Genomic DNA, 18700 nt, shown 5'->3' with positions numbered 1-18700 from the left:
CATGGCCAGGGAAAGCTCGCAGTTCGCCCCTTCGTGGTATTCCGCCTTCGAGGGGAGTACCACGCAGAGCCGGGAACAGCGCATGCGCGCCTTCGTGCGGCTGTGGCGGGCGTTCATGCGGGCGCGCGTTTTCATCGCCAGCGTGCTGCTGGCGCTGCAGGTCTTCGTCGTGGTCACCAAGACCGGCGGCCCGGACTGGCTGGTGCTGTTGTGCGCGCTGCACCTGTGCGCCACCCTGGTGGCGCTGTTTTTCTGGAAACCGGTCGAGCAAGGCCGCCCCATGCACGTGCAATGGCTGTTGACCATTGGCGTCGATGTGGTGGTCTTCGCGCTGCTGCAGTTCTTCCAGATCGGCGGCATCAACTACACCCCGTTGTTCGCCCTCCCGGTACTGCTGGCCTCCATCCTGGGGCCGCTCATGCTGGCACTGGCCACGGCCGCAAGCGTCACGCTCTATTTGCTGGGCGAGGCCTGGCTGAGCGCGCCCTTGCTGAGCGATGTGTCCACCGCGCGCTTCCTGCAGACCGGCCTGACCGGGACGGGGTTCTTTCTGGTGGCGGTGCTGGCCAACCAGCTCGCGCTGCGTCTGGCACGCGAAGAGGCGCTGGCCGCCAGCAGCCAGGCGGCTGCACGCGCACAGGCCCAGGTCAACGAACTGGTGATCGAAAGTCTGAGCGTGGGCGTGCTGGTGGTGGATCCGCACGGCGTGGTGCGCAACGCCAACCCGGCGGCACAGGCCATGCTGCTGGGCGAGGTCTCGGCCCAACCCGCCAAGCTGTTGCTATCGGCCCGATCGAGCTGGCACCACCTGGCCGCGCTGGTGCACGAAACCTTCGCCTCGGGTCAGTCGCTGGAGGCCGAAACCACCATCGACAACGAGGAACGGCCGAGCCAGCGCCTGCACGCGCGCACCAAGCTCACGGCGCAAGGTGGTCGGCGCTCAGGTCTTTGCGTGCTGTTCCTGGAAGACCTGCGCGAGGTCGAGGCCCGCGTGCGCACCGAGAAGCTCGCCTCCATGGGGCGCATGTCGGCTGCCGTGGCGCATGAAATCCGCAATCCGCTCTCGGCCATCTCGCAGGCCAACGCCTTGCTGGACGAGGAAGTACGCGAGCCGGGGCAGAAGCGCCTGACCAGCATGATCGAGCAGAACGCGCAACGCCTCTCGCGCATCGTCGATGACATCCTCAATGTGGCGCGGGCCCAGCCCAGTCAGGGCGTGGGCGCCGCGACCTCGCTGCCGCTGGATCAGATGGTGCGCCAGATCACCCACGAATGGGCGCGGCAGAACCAGGCCCAGCGCACCCTGGGCGTGCACGCCCACGCACCCGCCGCGCACGTGGGCTTCGACCCCGAGCACCTGCGTCGCCTGCTTGTGAACCTGCTGGACAACGCCATCCGCCATGCCAGCGGCAAGCCTTCGTCGATCCGCGTGATCACCCAGCCCAGTGGCAGCGACCACATCCGCATGTCGATCTGGAGCGATGGCCAGCCACTGGAAGCCAGCGTGATGCGCCATCTGTTCGAGCCCTTCTTTTCGTCCGAAAGCCGATCCAGCGGGCTGGGGCTCTACATCTGCCGCGAGCTGTGCGAACGCTACGGCGCGCAAATCGCCTACCAGCGCACCCGGCTGGACCAGCGCGAAGGCAACGAATTCTACATCCTCATGCCGGCTTCGTCGGCAGTCCCGGGCAGCCATCAGCCGGTGCAGCAGAGTCTGTCCTACCCGGTGGTCGATTCCCTGGCCTCGCGTTCCGAGGTCCAGGGCAGCACGCTCTCGGGTGACCCTCCCCTGGCGACCCGATGACCGCCGCTACCCCCGCCTCGGTGCTGGTCGTCGACGACGAACCCGACCTGCGCACGCTCTACGAACTCACTCTGCTGCGCGAAGGCCATGCGGTGGTGGCCGCGCCCGACCTGACGCAGGCGCGCGAGTGGCTGGCGCAGCGGCGTTTCGACGTGCTCATCACCGACATGCGCCTGCCCGATGGCCTGGGCCTGGAACTGCTGCGCGAAATGGGCGAGCAACAGCGCGGCGAGAAATGCATCGTCATCACCGCGTACGGGTCTGCCGAGAACGCGGTCGAAGCCCTCAAGTCTGGCGCCTTCGACTACCTCACCAAGCCGGTCGACCTCAAGCAGTTGCGGGGTGCGGTCACGGCGGCCGTGCAAAGCCGGCGACCCCTGGCGGGCTCGAACGGATCGACCACGGCGACAACGGCCGCCAGCGGCGAAGCCAGCCGCAAGCTGGTGTCTGCGCCCAGCGGCGTGCAGTCGCTCAACCGCATCGTGGGCCACTCGCCCAGCATCGTGCAGATCAAGGGGCGCATCGAGAAGGTGGCTACCAGCATGGCACCTGTGCTCATCCTGGGTGAGTCGGGCACCGGCAAGGAGCTGGTCGCCCGCGCGGTGCACGATTGCAGTCACCGCAGCACCGGACCTTTCGTGGCCGTCAACTGCGGCGCCATTCCGGAAAACCTCATCGAAGCCGAATTCTTCGGCGCGCGCAAGGGCGCCTACACCGGCGCCACGCAGGACCGCGAGGGTTACTTCCAGGCCGCGCGTGGAGGCACGCTGTTTCTCGACGAGATCGGCGACCTGCCGCTGGCCATGCAGGCCAAGCTGCTGCGCGTGATCCAGGAACGGCGCGTGCGATCGCTCGGCGGCGTGCAGGAAGAGTCGGTGGACGTGCGGCTGGTCAGCGCCACCCACCGCGATCTCACTGCCCTGGTGCAGATGGGCCAGTTCCGACAGGATCTGTTTTACCGCCTCAACGTGATCGAGCTGCGCACACCCGCGCTGCGCGAGCGCCGGGAAGACCTGGCCAGCCTGGTGGGTGCATTGCTCACCCGCCTGTGCGCCGAGTCCGCGCAGAGTGTGCCCGCGCTGTCACCGCGCGCGCTGGCCTGGCTGCAGGCCAGGGAACTGCCCGGCAACGTGCGCGAACTGGAAAACCTGCTGCAACGCGCGCTCGCGCTCAGCAGCGGCGAGACCCTGGAGCCCGAGGATTTCGGCGATGCCGACGACCCTTCCGAGGTGCCGACGCAGCCCGACCAGTTGCCCGAGCACGGTGCACCGGGGGCACAGGCATCCCGTCCACCCGAGCACATTCCCGCCGATCTTCAGGCCTACCTGGACGAGCAGGAACGCCAGGTGCTGCTCAAGGCCTTGCGCGAATGCGACTTCAACCGCACCGCTGCCGCCGCTCGCCTCGGCCTGAACCTGCGGCAGATCCGCTACCGCATCCAGCGGCTGGGCATCGCCATGCCAACCGCCGACGACGATGCCACCTGAGGAGGTACCAACCTCCTGGCGTGGTGGATGGCTGCTGAGCGCTCGCCACTGCGCATCGCCCAACCATGGTGCGCGACCCGTCGGCGCGCACATCGATCTCATCGTCGTCCACTCGATCAGCCTGCCACCTGGCGAGTACGGTGGTCCCGAGGTGGAACAGCTGTTCACCAACACGCTGGACTGGAAGGCACATCCTTACTTCGAGCAGATTCGGGGCATGGAGGTGTCGGCCCATTTCGTCATCCGGCGCGATGGCGAGCTGGTGCAGTTCGTCGACGTGGAAGCTCGTGCATGGCATGCCGGGGCGTCGCACTGGCAGGGGCGCGACAACCGCAACGACGATTCGATTGGCATCGAACTCGAAGGCCTCGAAGGCGATACCTTCGAGCCGGCCCAATACCAGACGCTGGCCAGGCTGTGCACCGAACTGGCGCTTCGCTACCCGGTGAAATACATCGCGGGGCACGAACACATCGCACCGCAGCGCAAGCAGGATCCTGGACCCGGTTTTGACTGGATGCGACTGCGCCGCGAACTCGGTTGGGTGGCCGGGTGTTTTCCCGAGTCTGTTGCTGGCGACAAACGGACATGGCCTTCACGCTGAGCTGCCCAGTCGACAACCGCGGGCCAGACAGCCACGCAACGGCGCGGCATACCGCCACAAATCGCCCCGGACAGCGCGCCGACATTGCCTTTGCCATGGCACAGCGAGTCCACGCCAGCGCTACCACGCGAACACAAGGCCCTGGTCAAGATCATCCCCAAAACTTGCAGACGTCATACCCTTAGTTGGTTTTTTTCAAACACTACCTGTAGTGGCTTGAATGGGGGCCGTACACCAGATATAGTGTGCAGTGTGAGTTTTGGAACATCCCCCGTCCCGCATCGGCACCACCTGAACGCTGGCCTTCAGGTGGCCTTCGTCGAGCCTCAGCGCGCCCTGCACTGACGACGGCACCGCAACCACGCATCCATCCCCTGACGCCGCGCATCCGGTGCAGTCACCACACAACAAATGAAAGAGGAACCATGCTGACCGCTTCTCCCATCCACACTCCCGCGCAGGCCCAGATGCAGCCCACCGCCGGTACGCCTGGCACGGCTTCGCCGGCAGCGAGCAGCTCGGTCTTCGCCCACTACCAGATCATCCGCCGCAATGGCGCCGTGGTGCCGTTCGAACCCAGCAAGATCGCCGTCGCCATGATGAAGGCCTTCCTGGCCGTGCACGGCACGCAGGGAGCGGCCTCGGCCAGCGTGCGGGAAACGGTGGATGAACTCACCCAGAATGTGGCCCGTGCGCTGATGCGCTCGCGCCCAGGCGGCGGTACCTTCCATATAGAAGACGTGCAGGACCAGGTCGAACTCGGCCTCATGCGCAGCGGTCACCATGAAGTGGCCCGCGCTTACGTGCTCTACCGCGAGCGCCGCACCCAGGAACGCGCCCACCAGGCCGAAGCCGCCCAGCCGGCCGAGCCCACGCTGCACGTGATCGATGGCGGCGAGCGCGTGCCACTGAACCTGCAGCGCCTCCAGGGCCTGATCGAAGACGCCTGCAAGGGCCTGGGCAAGGACGTCAAGGCCGACCCGATCGTCGCCGAGACCAAGCGCAATCTGTACGACGGTGTGCCGATCGAGGAGGTCTACAAGGCGTCCATCCTGGCCGCGCGCACGCTGATCGAAAAAGATCCCGACTACACCTACGCCACCGCTCGCCTGCTGCTGCACACCATCGTCAAGGAAGTGATGGGCGAGGAAGTGCCTTCCACCGAGATGGGTGCACGCTACGCCGAGTACTTCCCGGCGTTCATCAAGAAGGGCGTGGCCAACGACCTGCTGGACGAGAAGCTTCTGCAGTTCGACCTGGACCGCCTGGGTGCGGCACTCAAGCCCGAGCGCGACCTGCAGTTCGACTACCTCGGTCTGCAGACGCTGTACGACCGCTATTTCCTGCACGTGCGCAAGACGCGCATCGAGCTCCCCCAGTCGTTCTTCATGCGCGTGGCCATGGGCCTGTCGCTGGGCGAGATCGACCGCGAAGCCCGCGCCATCGAGTTCTACGAGGTGCTGTCCTCGTTCGACTTCATGTCGTCCACGCCCACCCTGTTCAACGCCGGCACCCTGCGCTCGCAGCTCTCCAGCTGCTACCTCACCACCGTGCCCGACGACCTCGACGGCATCTACGAGTCGATCAAGGAAAACGCACTGCTCTCCAAGTTTGCCGGCGGCCTGGGCAACGACTGGACGCGCGTGCGCGCCCTCGGCTCCCACATCAAGGGCACCAATGGCGAATCGCAAGGCGTCGTGCCTTTCCTGAAAGTGGTGAACGACACGGCCGTTGCCGTGAACCAGGGCGGCAAGCGCAAGGGCGCCGTCTGCACCTACCTGGAAACCTGGCACCTGGACATCGAGGAGTTCCTGGAGCTGCGCAAGAACACTGGCGACGACCGCCGCCGCACCCACGACATGAACACGGCGAACTGGATTCCCGACCTGTTCATGAAGCGCGTGATGGAAAAAGGCGAGTGGAGCCTGTTCTCGCCCAACAGCGTGCCCGACCTGCACGACCTGTTCGGCGCCGACTTCGAGAAGGCCTACCTGGCCTACGAAGAAAAGGCCGCACGTGGCGAGATCAAGCCCTACCGCAAGGTGCCTGCCAGCGACCTGTGGCGCAAGATGCTCTCGATGCTGTTCGAGACCGGCCACCCCTGGATCACCTTCAAGGACGCCTGCAACGTGCGCAGCCCGCAGCAGCACGCCGGTGTGGTGCACAGCTCCAACCTGTGCACCGAGATCACGCTCAACACCAGCGACACCGAAACCGCCGTCTGCAACCTGGGTTCGATCAACCTGCTGCAGCACGTCAAGGGTGGCCAGATCGATCATGAGAAGCTGCAGAAGACCATCAAGACGGCGATGCGCATGCTCGACAACGTGATCGACATCAACTACTACGCGGTGAAGAAAGCGCGCGACTCCAACATGCGCCACCGCCCCGTGGGTCTGGGCGTGATGGGCTTCCAGGATGCGCTGTACGAACTGCGCATTCCCTACGCCTCGAACGAAGCGGTGGAGTTCGCCGACCGCTCCATGGAAGCCGTCTGCTACTACGCCTACTGGGCGTCCACCGAACTCGCCCGTGAGCGCGGCCGCTACGCCAGCTACCGCGGCTCGCTGTGGGACAAGGGCATCCTGCCCTCCGACACGCTGGACCTGCTGGCCCGTGAACGCGGCGGGTATGTGGACGTGGACCGCTCCAGCACGCTGGACTGGGATGCGCTGCGCAAGAAGATCGCTGCCGACGGCATGCGCAATTCCAATTGCGTCGCCATCGCGCCCACCGCCACCATCTCCAACATCATCGGCGTGGACGCGTCCATCGAGCCTTGCTTCGGCAACCTCTCGGTGAAGTCCAACCTGTCGGGCGAGTTCACGGTCATCAACAGCTACCTGGTGAAGGATCTCAAGCGCCTGGGCCTGTGGGACGACGTGATGGTCATGGACCTCAAGCACTTCGACGGCTCGCTGCGTCCCATCGACCGCGTGCCACAGGAAGTGAAGGCGCTGTACGCCACGGCATTCGAGGTCGAACCGCTGTGGCTGGTAGAAGCCGCAGCACGCCGCCAGAAGTGGATCGACCAGGCGCAGAGCCTCAACATCTACATGGCCGGCGCATCGGGCAAGAAGCTCGACGACACCTACAAGCTCGCGTGGCTGCGCGGTCTCAAGACCACCTACTACCTGCGCACCACCTCTGCCACTCAGATCGAAAAATCGACCGGTCGTACCGGTCAGCTCAACGCGGTGTCGCTCAGTCCTGTTGCCGCACCAGCGGCTGCGCCGAGTGCGCCGACGATCGATGCCGCGCCTGCAACCGACATCAAGTTCTGCGCGATCGACGATCCAGGATGCGAGGCTTGCCAGTGATGCGTGTGTGCGTTGACGCACATGGATGCGATGCCATGCGACTCGCATTCGATGCAACACCGCAACACAAATTGCGCTCAACGCACATGATCACTTTGCATTTCAAGCAGACACTTTGATAATCCGAGCATTGGACAAATCTATGTTGACCTGGGACGACCACATCACGCCCTCATCGAAGCCAGCGACCAGCCCACTGCCTCACAGCATGTCGGGCCTGCAAGACTCACTGTCCAGTGAGCGCGCTCCCATCTTCTCCGCTTCGGCCCCCATCGCTTCTGCACCCAAGGCCGCCACGGCCGCGCCCGCGCGCCGCATCAACGTGGCCGACAAGCGCATCATCAACGGCCAGACCGACGTCAACCAACTGGTGCCCTTCAAATACAAGTGGGCCTGGGAAAAATACCTCGCCACCTGCGCCAACCACTGGATGCCGCAGGAAGTGAACATGAGCCGCGACATCGCGCTCTGGAAAGATCCCAACGGCCTGACCGAAGACGAGCGTCGCATCGTCAAGCGCAACCTCGGCTTCTTCGTGACGGCCGATTCGCTGGCCGCCAACAACATCGTGCTGGGCACCTACCGCCACATCACGGCACCTGAATGCCGCCAGTTCCTGTTGCGCCAGGCCTTCGAGGAAGCGATCCACACGCACGCCTACCAGTACATCGTGGAGTCGCTCGGCCTGGACGAGTCCGAGATCTTCAACGCGTACAACGAAGTCCAGTCGATCCGCGACAAGGACCAGTTCCTGATCCCCTTCATCGAGGCGATCATGGACCCGAACTTCCACACCGGCACGCCCGAGACCGACCAGCGCCTTCTGAAGAGCCTGATCGTGTTCGCCTGCCTGATGGAGGGACTGTTCTTCTACGTCGGCTTCACGCAGATCCTGGCGCTGGGTCGCCAGAACAAGATGACCGGAGCCGCCGAGCAGTACCAGTACATCCTGCGCGACGAGTCCATGCACTGCAACTTCGGCATCGATCTGATCAATGCGATCAAGATGGAGAACCCGATGCTGTGGACCAGCGAGTTCAAGGCCGAGATCAAGGAACTGTTCCTCAAGGCCGTCGAACTCGAGTACCGCTACGCCGAAGACACCATGCCGCGCGGCGTGCTCGGCCTCAACGCCTCGATGTTCAAGGGCTATCTGCGCTACATCGCCAACCGGCGCGCCACGCAGATCGGCCTGGAGCCGATGTTCCCGAATGAAGAAAACCCGTTCCCCTGGATGAGCGAGATGATCGACCTCAAGAAGGAACGCAATTTCTTTGAAACCCGCGTGATCGAATACCAGTCCGGCGGGGCTCTTTCCTGGGATTGATGCCACACGACAGCCGGGGCTGCATTGCCCGTAAAACCTGACATTGAAATGTGTACCGTTCATTCAAGACCCTGTACCCGACGCGATGGCGCCGGTGGCGGGGTCTTGTCACAGGATTCAACACCTTGGGGCCAGCCGCGGATGCATCCACGCGGCTCCAGGGCGCTGAATCACTTCACCGGCAACAAGACCGGATGAAGTGCTCTTTGCAACTTGATCAAGGAGAAAACAATGGCAACTGCAAAAAAAGCCCCGGCCAAGAAGGCCGCACCGGCTAAGAAGGCTCCGGCCAAGAAACCCGCTGCGAAGAAAGCAGCTCCGGCCAAAAAGGCTCCGGCCAAGAAAGCCGCTGTGAAGAAGGCCCCGGCGAAGAAGGCCGCACCGGCCAAGAAGAAGGCAGCTCCTGCGAAGAAGGCTCCGGCCAAGAAGGTCGCAGCGAAGAAGGCTCCGGCGAAGAAGGCCGCAGCCAAGAAAGCGCCTGCCAAGAAGGTCGCCGCGAAAAAGGCGCCTGCGAAGAAGGCTGCTGCCAAGAAAGCGCCGGCGAAGAAAGCCGCTGCGAAAAAGGCCCCTGCCAAGAAGGCTCCTGCGAAAAAGGCCGCTGCGAAGAAGGCCCCTGCGAAAAAGGCAGCCCCAGCAAAAAAAGCTGAGCCGGCCAAGAAGCCGGCAGCCCCTGCTGCAGCACCTGCGGCGCAGACGAAACTCAACCCTCAGGCTGCCTGGCCGTTCCCCACGTCCAGCAAGCCTTGAGTCTCTCGTTGAGATGACCCTGCAGCCCGGCGCGAAAGCGCCGGGCTTTTTCGTTTCTGGAAGGCCTAGATCGTGTAGTTCTGGCCACCCCGGCTGGCGATCTTGGTCGCGCCCATGCGGTTGCCGAGCTCGGCACAACGCTGCAGGGGCCAGCCCTGCTCCAGGCCATGCAGCAGCGCCGCGCGGAACGCGTCGCCACAACCGGTAGGGTCCACCACCTCCGAAGCGACCACACCAGGCACGTGCACCTTGCTCGCGCCGTCCCACACATCGCAGCCCTGTGCACCCAGCGTGACGATGAGCCCTTTCACCTGCGCAGCGATGGCATCGAGCGTGAGGCCGGTGCGATCGCACAGCATCTGCGCCTCGTAGTCGTTGAGCGTAACCCAGGTGGCCAGCTCGATGAACTGGCGCAGCTCCTCCCCGTTGAACATGGGCAGTCCCTGCCCCGGATCAAACACGAAGGGAACGCCGGCCGCATGCAACTGGCGCGCATGGGTCAGCATGGCGTCGCGGCCATCCGGAGAGATGATCGCCACCGCGAGGTCGGAGCGCTGCGGCACCGGGTTGTCGTGCGCCATCGACATCGCACCCGGATGGAACGCGGTGATCTGGTTGTTGTCGCGGTCGGTCATGATCATGGCCTGCGCGGTGTAGCTCTCAGTGGTGGTCGAGACGTGTCGCGTGTCCACACCCAGCGCCTGCAATCGCTCCAGGTATTCCTGCCCATCGTTGCCCAGCATGGCCAGCGGCACAGCCTGCGAACCCAACTGGCGCAAGCCGTAGGCAATGTTGCCGGCGCAGCCCCCATACTCGCGACGCAGGCCGGGGACGAGGAAGGACACATTGAGGATGTGCAACTGGCTGGGCAGGATCTGCTCGGCAAAGCGTCCTTCGAACGTCATGATGGTGTCAAAGGCCAATGAACCGCAAACAAGAATGGGCATGGGAAGATTTCCGTGATCAGGGATAAAAAACCAGGGCTCGATAGCCTGCCATGGGCGTGGCATCCCCCAGTGACAGCGCAAGCCGGAGGCTCACGCTGACCGAGCCCTGGGCGGGCAACAGGGAAGGCGCATCGGGCCACTCCTCGGGAAGGAAGACGCGGCGCGCAATGACTTGATCACGCGTGTCGGTCAGGCTGAGTTCGAGTGCGGGCAGGGCCAGCGGCATCGAGGTGGTGTTCTTGAGCACCAGATCGAACGAATAGAAGTCGCCCAGCCGGCGGACCAGCGCGGTGCTGTCGATGACAATGGCGTCGATGCGACGCACCGGCGCGAGTTGGCAACCCAGTGCATGGCAGGCGCGTTGCAGCAAGGGCTGGAGATCGGGCCGCGCCGCCGCCAGCCGGTCGCGTTCGTGCAGGGCCAGTTGCCCCAGCAGCAAGGCACCGAGCAGCAAGGCCAGCACGGCCAGCACGGCGCGCATGCCCCGTGACGACCAGAACGCGCGGCGGCGCGCCTGGCGGACAAAACCGGGCACGGCTTGCGGATCTTCGAGTTCGCTCTCCTTCAGATCCGGCGCGCCAGAGTTCGTGCTGGGAACACCGCGCGCGGCTTCGGCAGCGGCACTGACCTCTGCTGCAATCCCGCCTGAGGAGTCCTCGAATTCCGGATCACCAGCCCGCCCCACGCCGGCAGCGAACCGCTGCAGATCGGTGTGGAAATCCGACGGTTCGGAATCCTCGTACCCGGAAGCAGGCGACTCCACCACGGGGGCCGCAGGCGGCGGGGGCAACGCTTCGGGCACGTCATGAACCCTGCGCGAACCTTCGAGTTCGCCCCACTCGCCCGACATCTCCGAATCCTCCATGATGGCGGTTTCGGGCTCGCTATCGGGGTCGTACTCGGGTTCAGGCTCGGACGCGATCCGCGTCTGATCATCGGGTTCGGTGGAGGTCCCCGGCGCCGTCCAGGGTTGCAGGTAGAGCGTGGCGTCGAAGACATCGGCGCAATGACCACAGCGCACCCAGCCCTCGGAAATCTTCAGCTGGTCGGCAACGACCCTGAACATCGTTCCGCACGCGGGGCAACGGGTGGTGAAACTCATGCGCCGATTATTGCAGGCGGGCGCCGCCCGACACCTCAGGCCTTGCGTGCGGTCATGAGGATCCAGCCGTCCTCTTCGTCGCTCACGTCCAGTGCGACCCACGGCGCGTAGGCGCTGCGAAGTTCATCCAGCTGGCGCGTGAGAATGCCAGCGAGCACCAGGTGTCCGCCCTGTCGAACATGGGCACAAAGCAGCGGTGCCAACACCCGCAACGGTGTGGCCAGGATGTTGGCCAGCACCAGGTCGTGTTCGCCCGTGGCCGCGTTCGGCAAGCCGGCGTCGAGCCGCACCTGGTTGGCCTCGGCGTTGAGACGGGTCGACTCGACCGCCGAAGGGTCGATGTCCACCGCAATGATCTGACGCGCACCGAACTTCGCTGCGCCGATGGCGAGAATGCCCGAACCGCAGCCGTAGTCGAGCACGCGTTGATCCGTGGGCGGATGTTTCGCGATCCAGCGCAGGCACATGCGCGTGGTGGGATGGGTACCGGTACCGAAGGCCAAGCCGGGGTCGAGCCGGATCACCTTCTGCGCGGCCGCAGGCGGCTCGTGCCAGGTGGGCACGATCCAGAACTCGGGCGTGATCGCCACCGGTTCGAACTGCGATTGCGTCAGCCGCACCCAGTCCTGCTCGAGCACAGCGCGCACGCCTTGCACCACGCAGCCTTCAAAGAAATCCTGCAGCTTGAGCAAGGCAGCCGCTTCCTTGGCCGCAGCTTCGGTAGGAAAGAGGGCCACCACACGCGAGCGCTGCCAGCCACCCTTGGGCGGCGGCATGCCGGGTTCGCCGAACAAGGCCGATTCCGCGTCCGTCATGGCATCGGCGTCTTCCACCGAGACGCTCAGCGCATCCAGCGCGACGAAGGCATCGCCCACGTCGTCCACGGCCGCCTCGGGCACGAGGAGCACCAGTTCGAAAAGCGTCCCTGCCGGTGGCAGGGTCAGCATGGAGGCTTCAGCGCTCACGTTGGGACAGCCACTCTTCCAGGTAGTGAATGTTGGTGCCACCGGCGACGAAGCTGGCGTCCACCATCAGTTCGCGGTGCAGCGGGATGTTGGTCTTGATGCCCTCGATCGCGGTTTCGGCCAGTGCCGTGCGCATGCGCGCCAGCGCCTGTTCGCGCGTGTCGCCATGCACGATGATCTTGCCGATCATGGAGTCGTAGTTGGGCGGCACGAAGTAGTTGGCGTAGGCGTGCGAGTCCACGCGCACGCCAGGACCGCCCGGCGGATGCCAGGTTGTGATGCGGCCGGGCGAAGGCGTGAACTTGTAGGCGTCCTCGGCGTTGATGCGGCACTCGATCGCATGCCCGCGCAACTGGATCTGCCGCTGCGTGAACGGCAGCTTCTCGCCAGCGGCCACGGCGATCTGTGTGCGCACGATGTCGATGCCCGTGATCCATTCGGTCACCGGGTGCTCCACCTGCACGCGCGTGTTCATCTCGATGAAGTAGAACTCGCCGTTCTCGAACAGGAACTCGAAGGTGCCAGCACCCCGATAGCCGATCTTCTTGCACGCCGCCGCGCAGCGCTCACCGATCTTCTCGATCAGGCGGCGCGGAATGCCGGGTGCGGGCGCTTCCTCAATGACCTTCTGATGGCGGCGCTGCATGGAGCAATCGCGCTCGCCGAGGTACACCGCGTTGCGGTGCTGGTCGGCCAGGATCTGGATCTCGATGTGGCGCGGGTTCTGGAGAAATTTCTCCATGTAGACCTCGGGATTGCCGAAGGCTGCGCCCGCTTCCGCCTTGGTGGTCTGCACCGCGTGCAGCAGCGCCGCCTCGGTGTGCACCACGCGCATGCCGCGCCCACCGCCGCCGCCCGCGGCCTTGATGATCACGGGATAGCCCACCGCCTTGGCGGTGCGCTTGATCACCACCGGGTCATCGGGCAGCGCGCCCTCGGAACCCGGCACGCAGGGCACCCCGGCGCGGATCATGGCCTGCTTGGCCGAGACCTTGTCGCCCATGGTGCGGATCGAGTCCGGCGTGGGGCCGATGAAAGTGAAGCCACTCTTCTCGACGCGCTCGGCGAAGTCGGCGTTCTCCGAGAGGAAGCCGTAGCCGGGGTGAATGGCCTCGGCGTCGGTCACTTCGGCGGCAGAGATGATGGCCGGCATGCTCAGATAGCTCTGGGCACTTGCCGCCGGACCGATGCAGACCGCTTCGTCGGCCAGGCGCACGTACTTGGCGTCACGGTCCGCCTCGGAATACACCATCACCGCCTTGATGCCCATTTCCCGGCAGGCGCGCTGGACACGCAGCGCGATCTCTCCCCGGTTGGCGATCAGGATTTTCTTGAACATGGGATCGGGGCTTCTTTATTCGATCACGTAGAGGGGTTGACCGTATTCCACCGCCTGGCCGTTTTCCACCAGGATCTGGGTGACGGTGCCGGACTTGTCGGCTTCGATCTCGTTGAGGATCTTCATGGCCTCGACGATGCAGATGGTTTCGCCTTCCTTGATGGTGTCGCCCACTTCGACGAAGGGCTTGGCACCCGGGCTCGATGCCCGGTAGAAGGTGCCCACCATGGGCGACTTCACGGTGTGTCCCGCAGGCGCAGCTGGCGCCGACGCGGTCACCGGTGCAGGTGCCGTCTCCACCACCGGCACCACCTGGGGAGCCACGGGCGCGGGTGCCATGCTGTAGGTGATGGGGGCAGCCGTGGCAACAGGCGCACTCTTGACGATGCGAACCTTGCCTTCGGCTTCGGTGATCTCGAGTTCCGACACGTTCGACTCGGAGACGAGGTCGATCAGCGTCTTCAGTTTTCTTAAATCCATGATTTCTCCAACGAATTTCGGTCAAATTGATCTAAAAGCATTCAACTTCCTCGAAGTAAAAGCCCATCAATCCGCCGGGGTGCCGCAGTGTACACGAGAGCAAGGCATTTGCTGCCTCGGTCCGAGGTGGTCTCGAAATCTGATCGAGCCACCTCCGCCATGCCGCTTTTTTGCAAGAAGTCGGAATTTACCCCGATTTGCACGCCAGTTGCTGCGGGTTGACCAAAGGTCGCTCGGTTACCCCAGTTCAGCCCACTGGTTCAAGTCGGCGTCGGAGACCTTGCCGAGTTTGCGGTGCAACACCTCACCCGAAGCGCCGAAGACCACGGTGAAGGGCAAGGCCCCTGCGGGATTGCCCAGCGTGCGGCTGAGCTCGGTTCCATCGAAGCCAGCCATGCCCACCGGAAAATTCAGCGGCAGCTTCTTCAGGAACCCACGCACCGCGCTGGGCTGGTCCACCGCCAGGCCCAGCACCTGCCAGCCGCGCGCTGCCTGCGCCTGGTGAAAGGCGTTGAGCATCGGCAGCTCTTCCACACAGGGCGGGCACCACGTGGCCCAGAAGTTCACCAGCAACGGCCGACCACGGAAATCAGCCACGCGCACTTTCTCGCCATGCGGGCCTTCGAACTCGCCCTGCCAGAAGGCCGCTTCCGACGCGTCCAGCACGGGCTGAAGCCGCAGTCGGCGTTCGGACCACCAGGCACCCGTGCCGGCCGCGGCCAGGGCCACGCCCGCCATCCAGAGCGTGCGACGCTGCAGCTTCATGCGGCCGCCTCATCGCGCGCTTCCCCTTGATCGACCATGAGACGGCGCAGCGCCATCGCATCGCCACGCGGCTTGCGGCCCTGCGCATCGGATTTCAAGGCGCCTCGCATGTCGTCGTGTTCATGCACCATCAGGTGCACCAGCACCCATTGGCCCAAGGCTTCGCTGCGGTCGCGCAGGCTCAAGGCCTGCACTGGTTCGCCACGCCACCCAGGCACTTCGCCAGGGTGGTATTCCACCCGGTGATCCAGCAACGCCCATTCGGGCGCCTTGGAATCGTCGCAGAAGAGCTGGATGTACACATCGCTGTGGCGTGTGGCGGTGCCATGCCACACGGCACCTCCCAGGTGCGGTCGGAAGGCCTGCAGCCGATCCATCCACACCAGGGCCACTTCGCGCAGCGCGCGCAGTTCTCCGGGCTGGGTGTCGGCGCAGAACACCGCGATGTCCTCGCGCACCGCGGCGTCCAGGGTCGCGTTGTCCGGCAGCGCGGTGCGCGCAGGCAGGCCCAGCTGTTTGACCGCGCGGCGCTTGGCGGCAGCGTACTCCAGGCCTTCGTCGACCACGAAGCGAGCGGCCACGGCGGCGATCTCGGCGGTGATGTCATCTCGGCGCAGATCCATGGGAAGCGATTGTGCCCGCTTGAACCGTCGAGTGCCCAGCAAGCCGGGATACCCGCAGGGACCACGCGCCAGCCCCCTAGAATCGCCAGATGCACATTCACATTCTGGGCATTTGCGGCACCTTCATGGGCGGCCTGGCAGCCCTGGCCCGCGAAGCAGGACACCGCGTCACCGGCTGCGACGCCGGCGTGTATCCCCCCATGAGCGACCAGTTGCGAGCACTGGGCATCGATCTCATCGAAGGCTTCGGGGCCGATCAACTCGCTCTCAAGCCCGACCTGTTCGTGGTGGGCAACGTCGTCAGCCGAGCCCGGCAGGCCGACGGCACGCCCAAGTTCCCCTTGATGGAAGCCATCATGGACAGCGGCGCGGCCTACACCAGCGGGCCGCAGTGGCTGGCAGAGCATGTGCTGCAAGGGCGCCATGTGCTGGCGGTGGCCGGCACGCATGGCAAGACCACCACCACCGCCATGCTGACGTGGATCCTGGAATCTGCCGGCCTGCAGCCTGGTTTCCTGATCGGCGGCGTGCCCATGAATTTCGGCGTGTCAGCGCGACTCGGCGCAGGCAATACCTTCACGATTGAAGCCGATGAGTACGACACTGCTTTCTTCGACAAGCGCAGCAAGTTCGTGCACTACCGGCCGCGCACCGCGATCCTGAACAACCTCGAATTCGATCACGCCGACATCTTTGACGATCTGCCCGCGATCGAGCGCCAGTTCCACCATCTTGTTCGCACCGTGCCGTCCACCGGCCGCGTGGTGGTGAATGGCTTCGAAGACAGTCTGGAGCGTGTGCTGCACAAGGGCCTGTGGAGCGAGCTGCGCAGCTTCGGCGCGGCGGTGAGCGACTTCACCGCGCATGGCGAGCCGCACGCCTTCGATGTGCTGCACAGGGGTCAATCGGTGGGTCGGGTGGAGTGGGCACTCACGGGCACTCACAACCAGCTCAACGCGCTGGCGGCCATCGCGGCGGCCGAGCATGTGGGCGTGTCACCAGCCGATGCGGCGCGCTCGTTGGCCTCATTCGAAAACGTGCGCCGCCGCATGGAAGTGCGCGGCACCGTGGCGCGGCCCGGCGGCGAGATCACCGTCTACGACGATTTCGCCCACCATCCCACCGCCATCCGCACCACGCTCGACGGCCTGCACCGCCGGTTGGGCACCTCGCCGGGTCGCATCCTCGCCGTGTTCGAACCGCGCAGCAACACCATGAAGCTGGGCACCATGAAATCGCAACTGCCCTGGAGCCTGGAGGCGGCCGATCTGGCGTTCTGCCATTCCGGCGGGCTGGACTGGGACGCCACCGAGGCCCTGGCGCCCATGGGCTCGCGCGCGCTGGTGGCCCACAACATCGACGAACTGGTGGACCTGGTGAGCGCTGCGGCGCGCGCCGGCGACCACATTGTGTGCATGAGCAATGGCGGCTTCGGCGGCGTGCACCAGCGCCTGCTCGACGCCCTAAAAGCTCAGTAGCTCAGCGCCTGCCCAGGCACGTCCACGGACACCACGGGTTTGGCCAGCGCCGCACTGGCCGCGCGCGCAAAGGCCATGGCCCATGGCCTTTGGGCCGCATCCCGAAAGCGCGCCTCGCCCGCGGCCTGCGCCACACACAGGATCTTGTCGGCCGTGAGCACCTTGCCGGTGGGCCGGATCGGGTCGCAGCCCAGTTCGGTGAACTGCTCATCGAGCCAGTGACGCGCGAGGTCGTGTGGCATGGGCTGCACTTCTTCGAGGTCGAAGTGGTAGGTGGACGGCTCACCCCAGCTCACGATGACTTGGCTGCGCATGGCGTTTCTCCTGTTGTGTGCATTGTGAACCGCCCATCTTCGCCATCACACCCGTGAAACCCCGATGGCTCAGCCCTTCGCGCGCCGGGCAGCCAGCACCGCATTCGACAGGACTTCCAGCGCCTGGAGCGAGTCGGCCCAGCCCAGGCAGGCGTCGGTGATGCTCTGGCCGTACTTGAGTTCAGCCACCTTGTCCTTGCCCGGCGTGAATTTCTGTGCGCCGGCCTCGATGTGGCTTTCGATCATCACGCCGAACACGCTGCGCGAACCCCCGGTGATCTGGTCCGCGATGTCGCGCGTCACATCGAGCTGCTTCTCATGCTGCTTGCTGCTGTTGGCGTGGCTGCAATCCACCATCAGGCGCGGAGGCAGCTTCGCCGCTTCCAGCTCTTTCACCGACGTTGCCACACTGGCCGCATCGTAGTTGGGCACCTTGCCGCCGCGCAGGATGACATGGCAGTCCTTGTTGCCGTTGGTCTGCACGATGGCGACCTGTCCGTTCTTGTGCACCGAGAGAAAGTGGTGGCCGCGTGAGGCGGCCTGGATGGCGTCAGTGGCGATCTTGATGTTGCCGTCGGTGCCGTTCTTGAAGCCGATCGGCGCCGACAGGCCCGAGGCCAGCTCGCGGTGCACCTGACTCTCGGTGGTGCGTGCGCCGATGGCGCCCCATGCGATCAGGTCGCCGATGTACTGCGGCGAGATCACATCCAGGAACTCGCTGCCCGCCGGTACGCCCAGGCGGTTGATGTCGATGAGCAACTGGCGGGCGATGCGCAGGCCTTCGTCGATGCGGAAGCTCTCGTCCAGGTAGGGATCGTTGATGAGACCCTTCCAGCCCACTGTGGTGCGCGGCTTCTCGAAATACACGCGCATCACGATCTCCAGCGAATCCGCGTATTTTTCTCGCACGGTCTTGAGGCGGCGCGCGTAATCCAGCGCGGCCGCCGGGTCGTGAATGGAGCACGGACCGATCACCACCAGCAGGCGATCGTCCTGGTCATGAAGGATGCGGTGGATGCGCCGACGGGTCTGGCTGATCAGGGTCTCCACCGGCGTGCCGCCAATGGGGAAGAAGCGGATGAGGTGTTCGGGCGGGGGCAGCACGGTGATGTCCTTGATGCGTTCGTCGTCGGTCTGGCTGGTCTTGTCGACAGGACGGGCATGCCAGGCGTCGCTGCTGGCGGGTGCATTTTTCGCGGTCATCACGGGGCTCCTCGGGGATGGATTGGATGGGAACAGAGACGAAAAAAAACCGCCGGGCTTTGGGCTCCGGCGGTTGTTTCGAGATTCGGTGATGCGCTTACAGCCTCGCCTCTCGTCCGCCGGGGACAGAGAACCAGAAGTAAAAGGCAAAAAAGGCGAAGCGCGAAGACATGGGAACGGAATGTAGCACAGGCT

16 protein-coding genes are annotated in these 18700 nt (G+C 64.8%); 7 read left to right on the top strand and 9 right to left on the bottom strand.

All coding sequences use genetic code 11. From position 1 onward, the window contains the following. The first annotated feature begins 1 nt into the window (after position 1). The 6 genes from ACTIF6_RS01360 to ACTIF6_RS01335 all read left to right on the top strand — a co-directional run bounded on the left by ACTIF6_RS01360 (position 2) and on the right by ACTIF6_RS01335 (position 9289). On the top strand, positions 2 to 1804 hold the full coding sequence (locus tag ACTIF6_RS01360) for a sensor histidine kinase (RefSeq protein ID WP_439586203.1): 1803 nt from the start codon (positions 2 to 4) through the stop codon (positions 1802 to 1804). Beyond that, the gene (locus tag ACTIF6_RS01355; protein ID WP_439586202.1) at positions 1801 to 3291 is read left to right on the top strand and encodes a sigma-54-dependent transcriptional regulator; all 1491 of its coding nucleotides are present in this window, start codon (positions 1801 to 1803) and stop codon (positions 3289 to 3291) included. Before ACTIF6_RS01360 ends, ACTIF6_RS01355 begins: the two co-directional genes overlap by 4 nt. Further along, entirely contained in the window at positions 3281 to 3895 is a 615-nt protein-coding gene (ampD, locus tag ACTIF6_RS01350) for a 1,6-anhydro-N-acetylmuramyl-L-alanine amidase AmpD (protein WP_439586201.1), read from the top strand. Before ACTIF6_RS01355 ends, ampD begins: the two co-directional genes overlap by 11 nt. A 467-nt stretch (positions 3896 to 4362) precedes the next feature. Further along, positions 4363 to 7215 (top strand): ribonucleoside-diphosphate reductase subunit alpha, encoded by a 2853-nt coding sequence (locus ACTIF6_RS01345; RefSeq protein ID WP_439586522.1) that lies wholly within the window; start codon positions 4363 to 4365, stop codon positions 7213 to 7215. 142 nt (positions 7216 to 7357) lie between these two features. Then, positions 7358 to 8542 (top strand): ribonucleotide-diphosphate reductase subunit beta, encoded by a 1185-nt coding sequence (locus tag ACTIF6_RS01340; protein WP_439586200.1) that lies wholly within the window; start codon positions 7358 to 7360, stop codon positions 8540 to 8542. A gap of 231 nt (positions 8543 to 8773) precedes the next feature. Beyond that, complete coding sequence (locus tag ACTIF6_RS01335; RefSeq protein ID WP_439586521.1) at positions 8774 to 9289, top strand: histone H1-like DNA-binding protein; 516 nt, start codon at positions 8774 to 8776, stop codon at positions 9287 to 9289. A 65-nt stretch (positions 9290 to 9354) separates the two neighbouring features. Here ACTIF6_RS01335 and ACTIF6_RS01330 read toward each other — a convergent pair whose 3' ends face one another. The 7 genes from ACTIF6_RS01330 to ACTIF6_RS01300 all read right to left on the bottom strand — a co-directional run bounded on the left by ACTIF6_RS01330 (position 9355) and on the right by ACTIF6_RS01300 (position 15510). Further along, on the bottom strand, positions 9355 to 10236 hold the full coding sequence (locus ACTIF6_RS01330; RefSeq protein ID WP_439586199.1) for a carbohydrate kinase family protein: 882 nt from the start codon (positions 10234 to 10236) through the stop codon (positions 9355 to 9357). 16 nt (positions 10237 to 10252) lie between these two features. Next, positions 10253 to 11338: a DUF3426 domain-containing protein gene (locus ACTIF6_RS01325; RefSeq protein WP_439586198.1), complete on the bottom strand. Its 1086-nt coding sequence runs from the start codon at positions 11336 to 11338 to the stop codon at positions 10253 to 10255. A gap of 35 nt (positions 11339 to 11373) precedes the next feature. Further along, on the bottom strand, positions 11374 to 12285 hold the full coding sequence (prmA, locus tag ACTIF6_RS01320; protein WP_439586197.1) for a 50S ribosomal protein L11 methyltransferase: 912 nt from the start codon (positions 12283 to 12285) through the stop codon (positions 11374 to 11376). A 7-nt stretch (positions 12286 to 12292) separates the two neighbouring features. Then, a complete protein-coding gene (gene accC / locus ACTIF6_RS01315; protein WP_439586196.1) occupies positions 12293 to 13642 on the bottom strand; it encodes an acetyl-CoA carboxylase biotin carboxylase subunit in 1350 nt (449 codons plus the stop codon). 15 nt (positions 13643 to 13657) lie between these two features. Beyond that, a complete protein-coding gene (accB, locus tag ACTIF6_RS01310) occupies positions 13658 to 14122 on the bottom strand; it encodes an acetyl-CoA carboxylase biotin carboxyl carrier protein (protein ID WP_439586195.1) in 465 nt (154 codons plus the stop codon). A 237-nt stretch (positions 14123 to 14359) separates the two neighbouring features. Continuing rightward, on the bottom strand, positions 14360 to 14887 hold the full coding sequence (locus ACTIF6_RS01305) for a TlpA disulfide reductase family protein (RefSeq protein WP_439586194.1): 528 nt from the start codon (positions 14885 to 14887) through the stop codon (positions 14360 to 14362). Further along, positions 14884 to 15510 carry a hypothetical protein gene (locus ACTIF6_RS01300; protein WP_439586193.1) on the bottom strand — a complete coding sequence of 209 codons (627 nt, stop codon included), beginning with the start codon at positions 15508 to 15510 and terminating at the stop codon, positions 14884 to 14886. Before ACTIF6_RS01300 ends, ACTIF6_RS01305 begins: the two co-directional genes overlap by 4 nt. Positions 15511 to 15599: 89 nt before the next feature. On the opposite strand from ACTIF6_RS01300, the gene mpl reads away from it, so the two are divergent. Next, entirely contained in the window at positions 15600 to 16988 is a 1389-nt protein-coding gene (gene mpl / locus ACTIF6_RS01295) for a UDP-N-acetylmuramate:L-alanyl-gamma-D-glutamyl-meso-diaminopimelate ligase (RefSeq protein ID WP_439586192.1), read from the top strand. Here mpl and ACTIF6_RS01290 read toward each other — a convergent pair. Together ACTIF6_RS01290 and ACTIF6_RS01285 are read right to left on the bottom strand one after the other, a co-directional pair. After that, positions 16982 to 17302 (bottom strand): hypothetical protein, encoded by a 321-nt coding sequence (locus ACTIF6_RS01290; RefSeq protein ID WP_439586191.1) that lies wholly within the window; start codon positions 17300 to 17302, stop codon positions 16982 to 16984. The genes mpl and ACTIF6_RS01290 overlap by 7 nt on opposite strands. Positions 17303 to 17371: 69 nt before the next feature. Beyond that, positions 17372 to 18505: a 3-deoxy-7-phosphoheptulonate synthase gene (locus tag ACTIF6_RS01285; RefSeq protein ID WP_439586190.1), complete on the bottom strand. Its 1134-nt coding sequence runs from the start codon at positions 18503 to 18505 to the stop codon at positions 17372 to 17374. Positions 18506 to 18700 lie beyond the last annotated feature (195 nt).

The organism is Hydrogenophaga sp., from assembly GCF_051860785.1.
GTDB lineage: Bacteria > Pseudomonadota > Gammaproteobacteria > Burkholderiales > Burkholderiaceae_C > Hydrogenophaga.
This window is presented reverse-complemented; position numbering and strand designations above follow the sequence as displayed.